Raw genomic sequence first — 12,894 nt, 5'->3', positions numbered from 1 at the left:
AGGCGAGCGGGCAATACACGCTGGATCTGACCCCTGGCGTATCCACAGATACGCCAGGGTGGCCAGCCTTACTCAGCCTTTGGCTGTTCGCGCAAACGGATGTGCAGCTCGCGCAGAGCCTTGGCATCCACCAGGCCCGGGGCCTGGGTCATCACGCATGCCGCGCTCTGGGTTTTCGGGAACGCGATCACTTCACGGATCGACTGGGCGCCGGTCATCAGCATCACCAGACGGTCCAGGCCGAAGGCCAGGCCGCCGTGGGGCGGTGCACCGTACTTCAGGGCGTCGAGCAGGAAGCCGAATTTCTCTTCCTGTTCCGCTTCGCTGATACCCAGCAGGCGGAATACCGATTGCTGCATTTCCTTGCGGTGGATACGGATCGAACCGCCACCCAGTTCAGTGCCGTTGAGCACCATGTCGTAGGCGCGCGACAGGGCGGTCGCCGGGTTGGCTTCCAGCTCTTGCGGCGTGCACTTCGGCGCGGTGAACGGGTGGTGCAGAGCAGTGAAGCTGCCGTCGTCGTTCTCTTCGAACATCGGGAAGTCGACCACCCACATCGGGGCCCACTCGCACGTCAGCAGGTTCAGGTCGTGACCGAGCTTGATCCGCAGTGCGCCCAAGGCTTCGCTGACGATCTTGGCTTTGTCGGCACCGAAGAACACGATGTCGCCATCGACTGCGCCAACGCGGTCGAGGATCACGTTCAGGTTGTCTTGCGGAATGTTCTTCACGATCGGCGATTGCAGACCGTCAACCCCGGCAGCGCGCTCGTTGACCTTGATGTAGGCCAGGCCCTTGGCACCGTAGATGCCGACGAACTTGGTGTAATCGTCGATCTGCTTGCGCGGCATGCTCGCCCCGCCTGGAACGCGCAGTGCCGCGATACGGCATTTCGGGTCGTTGGCCGGGCCGCTGAACACCTTGAATTCAACGTCTTTGAGCTGGTCGGCAACGTCAACCAGTTCCAGCGGGTTACGCAGGTCCGGCTTGTCGGAACCGTAACGACGCATGGCCTCGTCCCAGGTCATGTGCGGGAAATCGCCGAATTCCAGACCCAGCACTTCCTTGAACAGGTTGCGGATCATGCCTTCGGTCAGGCCCATGATGTCTTTTTCATCAAGGAAGCTGGTTTCGATGTCGATCTGGGTGAATTCCGGCTGGCGGTCGGCACGCAGGTCTTCGTCGCGGAAGCACTTGGCGATCTGGTAGTAGCGATCGAAGCCAGCGACCATCAGCAGTTGCTTGAACAGCTGAGGCGATTGCGGCAAGGCAAAGAAGCTGCCGGCGTGAGTACGGCTTGGCACCAGGTAGTCACGGGCGCCTTCTGGCGTGGCACGGGTCAGGATCGGCGTCTCGACGTCGAGGAAGCCGTTCTCGTCCAGGTAACGACGGATGCTGGTGGTCATGCGCGAACGCAGGCGCAGCTTCTCGAGCATTTCCGGGCGACGCAGGTCGATGAAGCGATAGCGCAGGCGGGTTTCTTCGCCGACGTCGGAGAACTCGTTGAGTGGGAACGGCGGGGTTTCCGCTTCGTTCAGCACTTCCAGTTCGTAACCCAGGACTTCGATCATGCCCGAGGCCATGTTGGCGTTGCCGGCACCGGCCGGACGCAGGCGCACCTTGCCGGTGACCTTGACCACATATTCGCTGCGCACGCGGTCGGCGGCGGCGAAGGTTTCAGCACGATCCGGGTCGAACACCACCTGGGCCAGACCATCACGATCACGGATATCGAGGAAAATCACCCCGCCGTGGTCACGACGACGATGGACCCATCCGCAAAGGGTAATTTCCTGACCTTCCAGGCTTTCGTTCAGTTGGCCGCAATAATGGCTGCGCATCATGGTAGTGGTTTCACTTCTCGTAATTCGAAATTCGATGGGAGGTCTTGCTGCACCGCCGCACTTGAATGAAGTGCCAGATAATGCAAGAGCTCGGTGTGTCGTTCAACTCAGTCAGCTTTGTCGCCACCGGCCAGATTCTTCTTCGAACCGGTCTTGAAGTCGGTTTCGTACCATCCGGTACCACTCAGGCGGAAGCCCGGCATCGACAACATTTTTTTCAGTTCGGGCGCCTGGCAGGCAGGGCAGTCGACCAACGGTGCTGCGCTGATCTTCTGAATGGCTTCCAACTGATGACCACAGGAAGCACATTGATAGTCGTACATCGGCATGGGGTTGTCTCGGCGATCAGGTTCATCCCGCGCAAACAATGGGTTTGGCGGCAAAGAGCGGGATTATATCGATTAAATCGAGCCTGTGCAGCCGTAACGCTGCACAGGGGCCGCATCCGGGGCCGATGGCGACCGGCACTTGGGCGTACCGGCCGCACTGCCCCGGCCCCTCGACGTCATTCCATGCCCACGGCGCCCTGGTCCAAGCTGTGCACGACACACATCACCCGGACCAGGCCACTGAAGTTCTTCACCCCGCCATGGCGCAGGTGCACCTCGCGATCAACCCGGGACAGCAAGGCGTTGACCGAACAGCAATTATTCCTGGCAATACTGGCCAGGATATTCCAGTACACCTGTTCCAGCCGCAGGCAGGTGGCAAACCCATTCAAGCGGACCGACCTGGCCAAAGGCTGTGCCAGGCCCATGTCAAACTCACGTACGAAGGGATCGATCTTTATATCCTGAGGCCTGGAAACTTCATCGGCTCCTGTCGCTAAAATTCTAACCATATGTCTGACACTCCTTTGCCATTCCATTTATAACAACGTTCCATGTCGTTATAAAAACGTAAGCAGATACATATTTCCAGATGCTTTTATAACCGCAGACGTAGGACAAGCCGACAGCAACAACAAGACTATTAGCACTCTCCTACATGCAACAGCGAAACGGAAAGATGGCGCAGGAAGAGTCCCGCAAGAGGCACGGAAAAGCGCCATCAGTGCCCGAGACCTTTCCCGAACCCGGACGCGACAACTCGCGCGGATGGCGCCGGCAGACCGGCGCCATCAATCAGCTCAGAATTACTGGCCGTCCAGCAGCGAACGCAGCATCCAGGCGGTTTTCTCATGGACTTGCATGCGCTGCGTCAGCAGGTCCGCGGTGGGTTCATCGCTGACTTTTTCCAGCAGGGGAAATATCCCGCGCGCGGTACGGGTGACCGCTTCCTGCCCCTGGACAAGTTGCTGGATCATCGCTTCGGCACTGGGTACCCCCTCCTCTTCTTTAATGGAAGAAAGTCGTGCGTAAATTGAATAGGCGCCTGGGGCCGGAAAACCCAATGCACGAATACGCTCGGCAATCAGATCCACCGCCAGGGCCAACTCGGTGTACTGCTCTTCGAACATCAAGTGCAGGGTCCGAAACATGGGACCGGTGACATTCCAGTGGAAGTTATGGGTTTTCAGATAGAGCACATACGTGTCCGAGAGCAACCGCGAAAGCCCATCGACGATGGACTTGCGATCCGCCTCGCTGATACCGATATCAATTGCCATGCTGTTCCCCTTGTCAGTGATGAAGTCCATTGCACAGGTGCGCCCTCACTGTAGCAAGAGTCCCGGCTCTGTGCCGGTTGCTTCTTTGCTGGCCGATCGGCGCCCGCCAATAGGGGCTGAAGCCTCTAAAACAAGCCTTCGGCCACCACCCCCCGATGCCCCGACGCAAATCGCCGACCACCCCGGCGCACGCGCCCTCTGCGCTGATTTGAGAAGGTACGGTCTTTGCTGTTAAATAGACGCCGTGTCACTGCCGCTATTTCCCCGCGTGCCGTGCATAGGCTGATACCGGGTACGTGTCCAACGCCTCCCATTGTTCAGAAGCGAACCGTACTCAATCAGCTCTTCCTTGCGATCCGTCTTAACGTGAGTCAATTAAAATGTTGAAAATCGTCCACCTGCTAACGGGCGCAGCAGCTTTGCTGTTGTCCTTCATCCCTAGCTTGCGAACCGAAGCCATACCTTACCTGCAACAACCTGACGCGCTGTACCTGGCGTTCTTCGGTCTGCTCAACCTGACCCTCGCTCCGGTGATCCCTTACTGGAACAAAGGTCCTCGCCATCAACTGCAAAACCTGGTCAGCGCCTTGCTGGTGCTTGCCGTTGTCCTGCAAACCCTGACACTGCTGGCACCGATGCCGGAAATCGGCGGTCACCCCGCAGTGCTGTTCAGCCTCATCGTTGCGTTGGTCGCAGTCCTGCTGCACCTGGCCATCAGCTTCTACAAGTCCTCACCCGCTGCCGCGACTCATCAAAACTACGACATGACCAACCGGGATACCGGCACCGTGAAGTGGTTCAACACCTCCAAGGGTTTCGGTTTCATTTCCCGTGACTCCGGAGATGATATTTTTGTGCACTTTCGCGCCATTCGTGGCGAGGGTCACCGCGTTCTGGTCGAAGGCCAGCGCGTGGAGTTCTCGGTGATGAACCGGGATAAAGGCCTGCAAGCGGAAGACGTGATCGCGGCCCTGCCGCGTCGCTGATCCCGACCTCGTTACCCGCTCGAAAAAAAACCGCGATGCAGCCAGGCTGCTTCGCGGTTTTTTTATTGCCTGCCGATGGGCAGTCGCCATTGACACTCAATAGTGCGGTGGCGGCGCTTCCTCTTCGAACGCCTCGAACTGGCCGCCCATTTCTTCCTGACGCTTGAGCAGCGCTGCCATCTGCAACTGCAGTCGCTCGACGACCCGCTGCTGAGTGACCAGCACATCATTCATCGCCTCGATGGCGTCATCCTGAAACGCCAGGCGACTTTCCAGGTCCATAACGCGCTCTTCCAGGCTCATGGCTCAACCCTCCAGAAAAGTGAAACCATCGCTCAACACCAGACGCAGGCGCTCACGAATCGCCGCCACTTGCTCGGCGGTATAGGGACGTGCCGGGTGCTTGCCCCAGACCGGTGCCGGCCAGGCGGCATCCTCACGCTTGCGCACGATGACGTGCATGTGCAACTGGCTGACCACATTACCCAGGGTCGCCACATTCAACTTGTCGGCGTCGAACGAATCCTTGAGTGTCTCGGCCAACAGCGTTGTTTCCCGCCACAACTGCTGTTGATCGGCCGCCTCTAACTGAAACAACTCACTGATATCCGCACGCCGCGGAACCAGGATGAACCAGGGATAATTCGAGTCATTGGACAACAGCAAGCGGCTGAGCGGGAAATCCCCAATGGTCAGGGTGTCTTGTTCAAGTCGTGAATCCAAAGCAAACACCGCGGGCACTCCTGCATAGTCGATGATTGAAGCCTGGCGCCAGCCTTCAAGGCTAATGCGCCGGCCATACATGAGCAGCATACCCGCGAACCCGATGCGGTTCACGGCGAAAAATCAGCTCCCTGCACGCAAAAACCCGACACCCTACCGCGCTCTAACCGGCAAACGCCCCAACACAGGACATTTGCCATCCCCGCGCACCATGAAGGAACCGTCGCCCCGCCAGCCCAAAAGCGAACACCCCTCCAGGACCCGCGCCGCCCTCGGCAAAAGTGTGAAGTCCATGTAAAAGATGAAAAAAAATCCAGCAAAAAATCAATCCACGTCTAAGCTGATTTCTCCGAGCATCCGCCGTTTACACACCCCAAAGGGTGAACCGGTAACATTTTTCACGTTCACCCATGCACAGGCATGGTGCAACACCAGAAGAGCTACGGAGTCAAGTCCAAACAAAACGGTCTCGAAAGCCCCGTATTTATTCGGTTTGGTGAGTTGAAACGGGCGTTTCATAAAAAAACGCAGGTAAAAAGCCGATTTGTGCACGCTTGTTGCATTCATTCCCACATCGTCTATAAGGCACCCGCTGGAAGTGGAACCCTTTAGACCTATAAGAATAGCGGCACGGAAGCCCACGGAGATTCAAGTGCAAGACAAGGACACTTTTTCTGACGCACACGCCTTGTAAAACAGCGCTGAAGTTGTCAGTCCGAATGCACAGATTTTGCAAAAATACGACCTCCAACGCGCATATTGCGACAAGGCCGTAAAGAAGCTGAAAGGTTGAAAGCGCAAGTATCGCCAACATTGTCGGCGTGATATAAGTTTGCGCCGACACAAAAAGAAAGAGCCGCCCAGATAAAAAAACAGGTGGGACGGCAGAACTCTTCAAAAAAACCAAAGGAGCAAATCACGATGCGCGTGATGAAGTGGAGCATGATCGCACTGGCTGTTTCAGCAGGCACCTCGCAGTTCGCAATCGCGTCCTCCCAGGACGAAGCCAAAGGCTTTGTTGAAGACCAAAGTCTGAAAGCCAAGACTCGTATCGAGTACATGAACCGTGACTTCCGTAACGGCGCTGGCAACATTGCCAAGCCAGGTGGCGGCTACAAGAGCGGCTATCGTCAGGACACCGGTATCAGCGAACTGATCACCTACGAGTCCGGCTTCACTCAAGGCACCATCGGCGTAGGTCTGGACGCCTTTGTTGGCGGTACTGCCAAGCTGGATGGCGGCGCAGGTCGCGCTGGTAACGGTCTGTTCGCTCGCGACAGCGATGGCAACCCGGAAGACACCCAATCGAAAGGCGGCGCGGCAGTCAAATTCCGTCTCTCCGACACCACTCTGAAATACGGCCGTCAATTCGTTGCCAGCCCGGTTTTCTCGACTGACGACAGCCGCCTGCTGCCAGAAGTTGCTGAAGGCACCATCATCACCAGCAAGGAAATCAAGGGCCTGGAAGTCAACCTGGGTCGCTTGACTGCGCTGAGCTCGCAGACTGGCATGGGCAAGGACAGCATCAACGGTCCGCACTCGCCTGGCCTGACCAGCGCCAACATCGGTGGTGCTACCTACCAGTTCACCGATAACTTCGTAGCCGGCTTTGCTGCTTCCGACGTAGACGACTACTTCAAGAAGCAATACATCAACGCCAACTACACCCTGCCGATCAATGACGATCAGTCGCTGAACTTCGACCTGAACGCCTACAAGACCAAAGACCAGGGCGCAGCGCTGTACGGCCCACTGGACAACAAACTGTGGAGCTTGGCAGCCGCTTACAGCCTGGGCGCACACAAATTCACCCTGGGCTACCAGCAGTCCTCCGGTGACACCAACTACCTGTACGGCGTTGATGGTAACGGCACGATCTTCGTAGCCAACTCCATCCAGATCTCCGACTTCATCGGCAAGGACGAGAAGTCGTACCAGGCTCGTTATGACCTGAACATGGCCACCTACGGCGTGCCAGGCCTGAGCTTCATGTCCCGTTATGTCTACGGTAACAACATCGATACCACTAGCGGTTCGGAAGGCAAGGAACACGAATTCAACTTCGAAACGAAGTATGTGTTCCAGGAAGGTCCGGCCAAGGATCTGTCCCTGCGTCTGCGTAGCGCAATCTACCGTGCAAACAACGCTTACAACGCTGATTACACCGCCGACAACAACGACGTGCGTATCATCGCTGAATACCCTCTGAACATTTTGTAATCAGTGGTTATTGCCTAGCGTCTTGAGCCTGGCTCAAATAAAAGCCCCTCCCCCGAAAAGGTGAGGGGCTTTTTTATTGCAACTTGATGACAGGCGCACACACTCTTCAGAAACAATTAAGTAGCAAGCTAATAGTAAGCAGCCACTCTATTTGAAAGCTACCGATATAAAAAAACCCAAGGGGTTTATCGCCCCTTGGGTTCTAAGTCACTGCCTGGCCAGTAAGCCAAGCGGTAGCGCTTTTACGTTACGCCATTTCTTGAACTACACGAATCACGCGCTGCGGAAACGGAATATCAATTCCCGCCTCTTTCAAGCGATCACGGGAGTGTTCATTAAAGTGGAACATCACGTCCCAGTAGTCTGCTGTCTTCACCCAAACACGCAGCGATAGTGTGATCGCGCTATCACCCAGGACCGAAACCACCGCCACCGGCGCAGGATCGGTCAGGACCCGCGCATCCTTGGCCAGTTCCAGCAGCACGGCACGGGCCTTCTGCAGGTCCGCTTCGTAGTCCACGCCCACATCGAATACCACTTTGCGGGTCAACTGACGGTTGGTGTTGGTGATGATGCCGTTGGACAGCACGCCGTTCGGCACAATGACGGTCTTGTTGTCGCCAGTACGGATGATCGTATGGAAAATCTGGATGCTGTCGACAGTACCCGCCGTGCCCTGGGCTTCAATGAAGTCACCGATACGGAACGGACGGAACAGCAGGATCAGCACCCCACCGGCGAAGTTCGCCAGGCTGCCTTGCAACGCCAGGCCAATGGCCAGGCCCGCGGCACCGATCGCGGCGACAAAGGAAGTGGTCTCGACGCCGATCATCGACGCGACACTGACGACCAGCAGCACCTTGAGAACGATGTTCGCCAGGCTGCTGATAAACCCCTGCAAGGCCAGGTCGGCATTGCGCAGCGCCAGCAGTTTGCCAACCTTGGTGGTCAGCTTGTTGATCAACCACCAGCCAATGGCCAGGGTGAGGACCGCCAGCAGCACCCGGCTGCCGTACTCCATGATCATCGGGATCCAGGCCTGGGAAGCCTTGACCAGGTTGTCCACTTCAGCGTTCAAATCCATCTTTTTCTCCTGATTCCCGGCTACCCGGCACTTAAAAACCAAGCAGCAGAAAGATCGAACCGCCAGGGCTCAATCATTTCTGCTATTGCTTGGGCCTCGGACGTCAATTACGCCGAGAGGTTCCCTGATGACTGATCAGTCGCGAAAGTTGTTGAACTGCAGCGGCATGCCGAATTCCTTGGCGCGCAACGCGGCGATCGCGTCTTGCAGGTCATCACGCTTCTTGCCGGTGATGCGTACCTGCTCGCCCTGGATGGCGGCCTGGACCTTGAGCTTGGCGTCCTTGACGTGAGCCACGATCTTCTTCGCCAGCTCTTTGTCGATGCCTTCCTTGAGGACCGCTTCCTGCTTCACCAGCTTGCCGGAGGCGAAGGCATCCTTGACCTCAAGGCACTGTACGTCGATCTTGCGCTTGACCAGCGCCAGCTTGAGGATCTCGATCATCGCCTCAAGCTGGAAGTCGGCCTCGGCGGTCAGGTTGACGGTCAGGTCCTTTTCCTTGAACTCGAAGCTGCCTTTGCCTTTCAGGTCATAACGACGGTCGAGTTCCTTGACGGCGTTTTCGACCGCGTTGGTGACTTCGTGTTTGTCCAGTTCGGATACCACGTCGAACGACGGCATGTAATCTCTCCAATTAAAAATGGGCGCGCACAATAACTCAGGTGTACGCCTGGCTTGCGGTTAAAATCCGCGCTGATTATAACGGGTCTTGCCCATTCGAATCTGCGAGCCGCACATGCACCTGCCAATCAGAGCACAAAACTGATGTCGACCACCTGGCATATCCTCGGCGCAGGCAGCCTCGGCACCTTGTGGGCCACCCGCCTGGCGCGCGCCGGCCTGCCGGTACGGTTGATCGTGCGCGATACGGCACGCCTACAGGCTTATCAGGCGGCCGGCGGCCTGACCCTGGTGGAACAAGGCCAGGCCCAGTGTTATCCGGTGCCGGCCGAAACCCTCGCCAATGACGCGCCAATCGAGCGTCTGCTGGTGGCCTGCAAGGCGTACGACGCCGAGGCCGCCGTCGCGCAACTGGCCCATCGCCTGGCCCCTGCTGCCGAGTTGATCCTGCTGCAGAACGGTCTCGGCAGCCAGGACGCCGTCGCCGCACGGGTGCCCCAGGCGCGCTGCATTTTTGCCTCCAGCACCGAAGGCGCGTTTCGCGATGGCGACTGGCGGGTCGTGTTCGCCGGCCATGGCTACACCTGGCTCGGCGATAGCAGCCATCCGGTGGCACCGATCTGGCTCGACGACCTTGAAGCCGCCGGCATCCCCCATGCCTGGAGCGTGGACATCCTGACCCGGCTGTGGCGCAAACTGGCGCTCAATTGTGCGATCAATCCGCTGACGGTGCTCCACGATTGCCGCAATGGTGGCCTGCAGCAGCACCAATGCGAAGTCGCCACCCTGTGCAGTGAACTGGCTCTGTTGCTCGAACACTGTGGCCAGCCCGCAGCGGCGCAAGACCTGCAGCAGGAGGTCGAGCGGGTGATCCTGGCCACCGCCGCCAACTACTCGTCCATGTACCAGGACGTGGCCAACCAGCGCCGTACCGAAATCAGCTACCTGCTGGGCCACGCCTGCGAGGTCGCCGCACGCCATCAACTGGTGCTGCCACACCTTAATCAGTTGCAGCAGCGCCTGATGGCCCACCTGCGCACACGCGGATTGCCCAGCGACTGAGCAGCGGCTACGCTGGCCTCCTGTTCTTCTTCAGCGACGACCCCGATGCCCTTGCGCCAGCGCCTTGAAAACCTACCGGTCGGCCAGAAACTGCTGGCGGCCCTGTTGGTGCTGTTGATCACCGTCCTGCTGGTGGCCAACCTGACCTTTATCAGCGCCGCCTATTGGATCTCCCAGGAAAGCATGGCACCACAGGCCCTGCAGACCATCGGCCGGCTGGTCGCCAACCCATCGATTGCCAGCCAGGCCCTGAACTCGCCGGCAGACGGGGAAAAACTGCTCCACGAACTCAACAGCTATACGCCCCTGCGCGCCGCCGCGCTGTACGACGCCGAGGGTCGACTGCTGGCCCAGATGCAACGGGGCGACCCCCTTGAGCTGCCCAAGCGCTATCGCCATGTCGAAGACTGGCAAGCCACCGAGTTTCGCAGCAATCAAGTGATCACCCTGCTGCGTCCGGGCCAGGAGCCCGGTCATTTGCTGCTGGTAGCCAGTAGCGAATTACCGATGGCGTTCTACACGGGCACGCTCACCGCCAGCCTGGGCATCCTGATTTTCAGCGTGCTGCTGTGGCTGCTGATTGCCCAGCAGATCAAACGCCTGATTACCCAGCCGATCCATCAACTCGAGGAGCTGTCCCGCCAGGTCACCCGCGAAGAGAACTACGCCCTGCGTGCCTCCCGCGGCAACCTCGATGAAATCGGCAGCCTCGCCGAAGCCTTCAACACCATGCTCTCGCGTATCGAAGCCCGCGAACAACAACTCAAGCGCGCCCGGGACGACTCCCAGGCCGCCTACGACCAGGCCCAGGGCCTGGCCGAGGAGACCCGGCACACCAACCGCAAGCTGGAACTGGAGGTCCAGGTACGCAGCAAGATCGAGAAGAAGCTCACCGGGTTCCAGAACTACCTCAACAGCATCATCGACTCCATGCCCTCGGCGTTGATCGCCCTCGACGAGCAGCTCTACGTGACCCAGTGGAACCAGGAGGCCAGCGCGCTTTCCGGGACCCGCCTGGACGAAGCGTTGAACCAGCCGATCTTCCTTGCCTTTGAACCGCTCAAGCCGTTCCTGCCACAGCTCAAGGAAACCGTCGAGCAGCACAGCGTGGTCAAGATCGAGCGGGTCACCTGGGTCAAGGACGATGAAGCCAGGCACTATGCCCTGACCTTCTACCCGTTGATGGGTGGCGCCGGGCGCGGCGTGGTGATTCGGATCGACGACATCACCCAGCGCCTGTCCCTGGAAGAAATGATGGTGCAATCGGAGAAGATGCTCTCGGTCGGCGGCCTGGCGGCGGGCATGGCCCACGAAATCAACAACCCCCTGGGCGCCATCCTGCACAACGTGCAGAACATCCGTCGGCGGCTGTCGAACGAGCTGCCGAAAAACCTCGAGACGGCTGAGCAGCTTGGCGTCGAGCTGGACAACGTCAATCAATACCTGCGCAGCCGAGAAGTCCCGCAACTGCTGGATGGCATCCAGCAGGCCGGAGCCCGCGCCGCGAAGATCGTCACCCACATGCTCAGCTTCAGCCGCCGCAGCAACCGACAGATGGCCCCTTGCGACCTGCCGGCCCTGATCGACCAGGCCGTGGAGATTGCCGGCAACGACTTCGACCTGGCCATTGGCTTCGACTTCAAGGGCCAGGCCATCATTCGACAGTTCGACCCGCAACTGGGGCCGGTGCCCGGCACCGCCAACGAACTGGAACAAGTGCTGCTCAACCTGCTGAAAAACGCAGCCCAGGCGATTCACCTGCGCGAAGACGACAGCGAACCCGGGCGCATCATCCTGCGCACCCGCCTGAACCCGCCCTGGGCCGAGATCCAGGTCGAGGACAACGGCATCGGCATGAGCGAGAACGTGCGCAAACGCACCTTCGAACCCTTCTTCACCACCAAGGAAATCGGCCAGGGCACGGGCCTGGGGCTTTCGGTGTCATATTTCATCATCACCAACAACCACAAGGGCCAGATGGAAGTGCAGTCGACCCTGGGTCAAGGCACCTGTTTTACCTTGCGCCTGCCCCTGGCCGGCTCCCCCCTCGCCTCTCACGAACTCAAACAACTGGAGCGCTAAGCATGGGCTTTCGCCTGTCGAAGATTTACACCCGCACCGGCGACGCCGGTGAAACCGGGCTGGGCGACGGTCGTCGCGTGCCCAAGGACCATCCGCGGGTCGAGGCCATCGGCGAAGTCGACACCCTCAACAGCCAACTCGGCCTGCTGCTGGCAGCACTGGCTGAACAGAGCCACAACTATCCGGGCCTGAGGCAAATCAGCGACGTGCTGGAGCCATGCCAGCATCGCCTGTTCGACCTCGGCGGTGAGCTGGCAATGCCGGTGTACCAAGCGCTGAATGGGGCGGAAGTCGAACGCCTGGAATCGGCCATCGATACCTGGAACGAGGAACTGGGACCACTGGAGAATTTCATTTTGCCAGGCGGCTCGGCACTGATCGCCCAGGCGCACGTCTGCCGTAGCCTGGCCCGCAGCGCCGAACGCCGTTGCCAGCAGCTGAACGCAATCGAGCCCTTGGCCGGGGTGGGCCTGGCCTACATCAATCGTTTGTCGGATCTGTTGTTCGTGGCGGCGCGCTTGATTGCCAAGCGTCAGGGGATCAACGAAATTCTTTGGCAGGCGGCGGCCAAACCTGAGGCTTAGCCTCGAAGATCAGCCGCGCATTCAAGGCCGTCATCGCGGGCAAGCCCGCTCCCACAATGGTTTGGAGTATCTGTAGATC

Annotated in this window: 14 protein-coding genes; 5 read left to right on the top strand and 9 right to left on the bottom strand. The window is 58.8% G+C overall.

The features are described 5' to 3' along the window. Positions 1 to 68: 68 nt before the first annotated feature. The 4 genes from aspS to Q1W70_RS16470 all read right to left on the bottom strand — a co-directional run bounded on the left by aspS (position 69) and on the right by Q1W70_RS16470 (position 3,453). Entirely contained in the window at positions 69 to 1,844 is a 1,776-nt protein-coding gene (gene aspS / locus Q1W70_RS16485) for an aspartate--tRNA ligase (RefSeq protein WP_166591764.1), read from the bottom strand. A gap of 107 nt (positions 1,845 to 1,951) precedes the next feature. Beyond that, positions 1,952 to 2,173 (bottom strand): FmdB family zinc ribbon protein, encoded by a 222-nt coding sequence (locus Q1W70_RS16480; RefSeq protein ID WP_010457489.1) that lies wholly within the window; start codon positions 2,171 to 2,173, stop codon positions 1,952 to 1,954. A 176-nt stretch (positions 2,174 to 2,349) separates the two neighbouring features. Next, positions 2,350 to 2,685, bottom strand: a complete 336-nt coding sequence (locus tag Q1W70_RS16475; RefSeq protein WP_166591763.1) for a ribbon-helix-helix domain-containing protein — start codon at positions 2,683 to 2,685, stop codon at positions 2,350 to 2,352. 294 nt (positions 2,686 to 2,979) lie between these two features. Then, a complete protein-coding gene (locus Q1W70_RS16470; RefSeq protein WP_166591762.1) occupies positions 2,980 to 3,453 on the bottom strand; it encodes a Dps family protein in 474 nt (157 codons plus the stop codon). Between the two features lie 380 nt (positions 3,454 to 3,833). Here Q1W70_RS16470 and Q1W70_RS16465 point away from each other — a divergent pair, with 380 nt between their 5' ends. Further along, positions 3,834 to 4,439 carry a cold-shock protein gene (locus Q1W70_RS16465; RefSeq protein WP_166591761.1) on the top strand — a complete coding sequence of 202 codons (606 nt, stop codon included), beginning with the start codon at positions 3,834 to 3,836 and terminating at the stop codon, positions 4,437 to 4,439. Positions 4,440 to 4,535: 96 nt separating this feature from the next. Here the strand turns inward: Q1W70_RS16465 and Q1W70_RS16460 are convergent, their stop codons facing one another. From Q1W70_RS16460 to Q1W70_RS16450, 3 genes are all read right to left on the bottom strand, one after another. Continuing rightward, on the bottom strand, positions 4,536 to 4,742 hold the full coding sequence (locus tag Q1W70_RS16460; protein WP_166591760.1) for a SlyX family protein: 207 nt from the start codon (positions 4,740 to 4,742) through the stop codon (positions 4,536 to 4,538). A 3-nt stretch (positions 4,743 to 4,745) separates the two neighbouring features. Then, complete coding sequence (locus Q1W70_RS16455; RefSeq protein ID WP_095166122.1) at positions 4,746 to 5,171, bottom strand: HIT family protein; 426 nt, start codon at positions 5,169 to 5,171, stop codon at positions 4,746 to 4,748. Positions 5,172 to 5,486: 315 nt separating this feature from the next. Further along, positions 5,487 to 5,729, bottom strand: coding sequence for a hypothetical protein (locus Q1W70_RS16450; protein ID WP_166591759.1), 243 nt, complete (start codon positions 5,727 to 5,729; stop codon positions 5,487 to 5,489). Between the two features lie 354 nt (positions 5,730 to 6,083). Here Q1W70_RS16450 and Q1W70_RS16445 point away from each other — a divergent pair, with 354 nt between their 5' ends. After that, positions 6,084 to 7,382, top strand: a complete 1,299-nt coding sequence (locus Q1W70_RS16445) for an OprD family porin (RefSeq protein WP_166591758.1) — start codon at positions 6,084 to 6,086, stop codon at positions 7,380 to 7,382. Between the two features lie 247 nt (positions 7,383 to 7,629). On the opposite strand, the gene Q1W70_RS16440 is transcribed toward Q1W70_RS16445, so the two are convergent. Next, positions 7,630 to 8,466, bottom strand: a complete 837-nt coding sequence (locus tag Q1W70_RS16440; protein ID WP_166591757.1) for a mechanosensitive ion channel family protein — start codon at positions 8,464 to 8,466, stop codon at positions 7,630 to 7,632. 135 nt (positions 8,467 to 8,601) lie between these two features. Then, complete coding sequence (locus tag Q1W70_RS16435) at positions 8,602 to 9,087, bottom strand: YajQ family cyclic di-GMP-binding protein (protein WP_166591756.1); 486 nt, start codon at positions 9,085 to 9,087, stop codon at positions 8,602 to 8,604. A 144-nt stretch (positions 9,088 to 9,231) separates the two neighbouring features. On the opposite strand from Q1W70_RS16435, the gene Q1W70_RS16430 reads away from it, so the two are divergent. From Q1W70_RS16430 to Q1W70_RS16420, 3 genes are read left to right on the top strand one after another with little or no spacing between them, the layout of a single operon-like run. Next, entirely contained in the window at positions 9,232 to 10,149 is a 918-nt protein-coding gene (locus tag Q1W70_RS16430; RefSeq protein ID WP_166591755.1) for a putative 2-dehydropantoate 2-reductase, read from the top strand. A 45-nt stretch (positions 10,150 to 10,194) separates the two neighbouring features. Next, a complete protein-coding gene (locus Q1W70_RS16425) occupies positions 10,195 to 12,231 on the top strand; it encodes a sensor histidine kinase (protein WP_166591754.1) in 2,037 nt (678 codons plus the stop codon). 2 nt (positions 12,232 to 12,233) lie between these two features. Next, positions 12,234 to 12,815 carry a cob(I)yrinic acid a,c-diamide adenosyltransferase gene (locus Q1W70_RS16420; protein ID WP_182342013.1) on the top strand — a complete coding sequence of 194 codons (582 nt, stop codon included), beginning with the start codon at positions 12,234 to 12,236 and terminating at the stop codon, positions 12,813 to 12,815. The last annotated feature ends 79 nt before the right edge of the window (positions 12,816 to 12,894 follow it).

Origin of the sequence: Pseudomonas kielensis (assembly GCF_030505375.1) — a bacterium.
In the GTDB taxonomy this organism is placed as follows: domain Bacteria; phylum Pseudomonadota; class Gammaproteobacteria; order Pseudomonadales; family Pseudomonadaceae; genus Aquipseudomonas; species Aquipseudomonas kielensis.
Note: the sequence above shows the minus strand (reverse complement) of the source record. Positions and strands in the feature narration are given on the sequence as shown.

Coding starts and splice junctions, on each gene's coding strand:
- aspS (WP_166591764.1), bottom strand. CDS start 1,844: ATGATGCGCAGCCATTATTGCGGCCAACTGAACGAAAGCCTGGAAGGT.
- Q1W70_RS16480 (WP_010457489.1), bottom strand. CDS start 2,173: ATGCCGATGTACGACTATCAATGTGCTTCCTGTGGTCATCAGTTGGAA.
- Q1W70_RS16475 (WP_166591763.1), bottom strand. CDS start 2,685: ATGGTTAGAATTTTAGCGACAGGAGCCGATGAAGTTTCCAGGCCTCAG.
- Q1W70_RS16470 (WP_166591762.1), bottom strand. CDS start 3,453: ATGGCAATTGATATCGGTATCAGCGAGGCGGATCGCAAGTCCATCGTC.
- Q1W70_RS16465 (WP_166591761.1), top strand. CDS start 3,834: ATGTTGAAAATCGTCCACCTGCTAACGGGCGCAGCAGCTTTGCTGTTG.
- Q1W70_RS16460 (WP_166591760.1), bottom strand. CDS start 4,742: ATGAGCCTGGAAGAGCGCGTTATGGACCTGGAAAGTCGCCTGGCGTTT.
- Q1W70_RS16450 (WP_166591759.1), bottom strand. CDS start 5,729: ATGAATGCAACAAGCGTGCACAAATCGGCTTTTTACCTGCGTTTTTTT.
- Q1W70_RS16445 (WP_166591758.1), top strand. CDS start 6,084: ATGCGCGTGATGAAGTGGAGCATGATCGCACTGGCTGTTTCAGCAGGC.
- Q1W70_RS16440 (WP_166591757.1), bottom strand. CDS start 8,466: ATGGATTTGAACGCTGAAGTGGACAACCTGGTCAAGGCTTCCCAGGCC.
- Q1W70_RS16435 (WP_166591756.1), bottom strand. CDS start 9,087: ATGCCGTCGTTCGACGTGGTATCCGAACTGGACAAACACGAAGTCACC.
- Q1W70_RS16430 (WP_166591755.1), top strand. CDS start 9,232: ATGTCGACCACCTGGCATATCCTCGGCGCAGGCAGCCTCGGCACCTTG.
- Q1W70_RS16425 (WP_166591754.1), top strand. CDS start 10,195: ATGCCCTTGCGCCAGCGCCTTGAAAACCTACCGGTCGGCCAGAAACTG.
- Q1W70_RS16420 (WP_182342013.1), top strand. CDS start 12,234: ATGGGCTTTCGCCTGTCGAAGATTTACACCCGCACCGGCGACGCCGGT.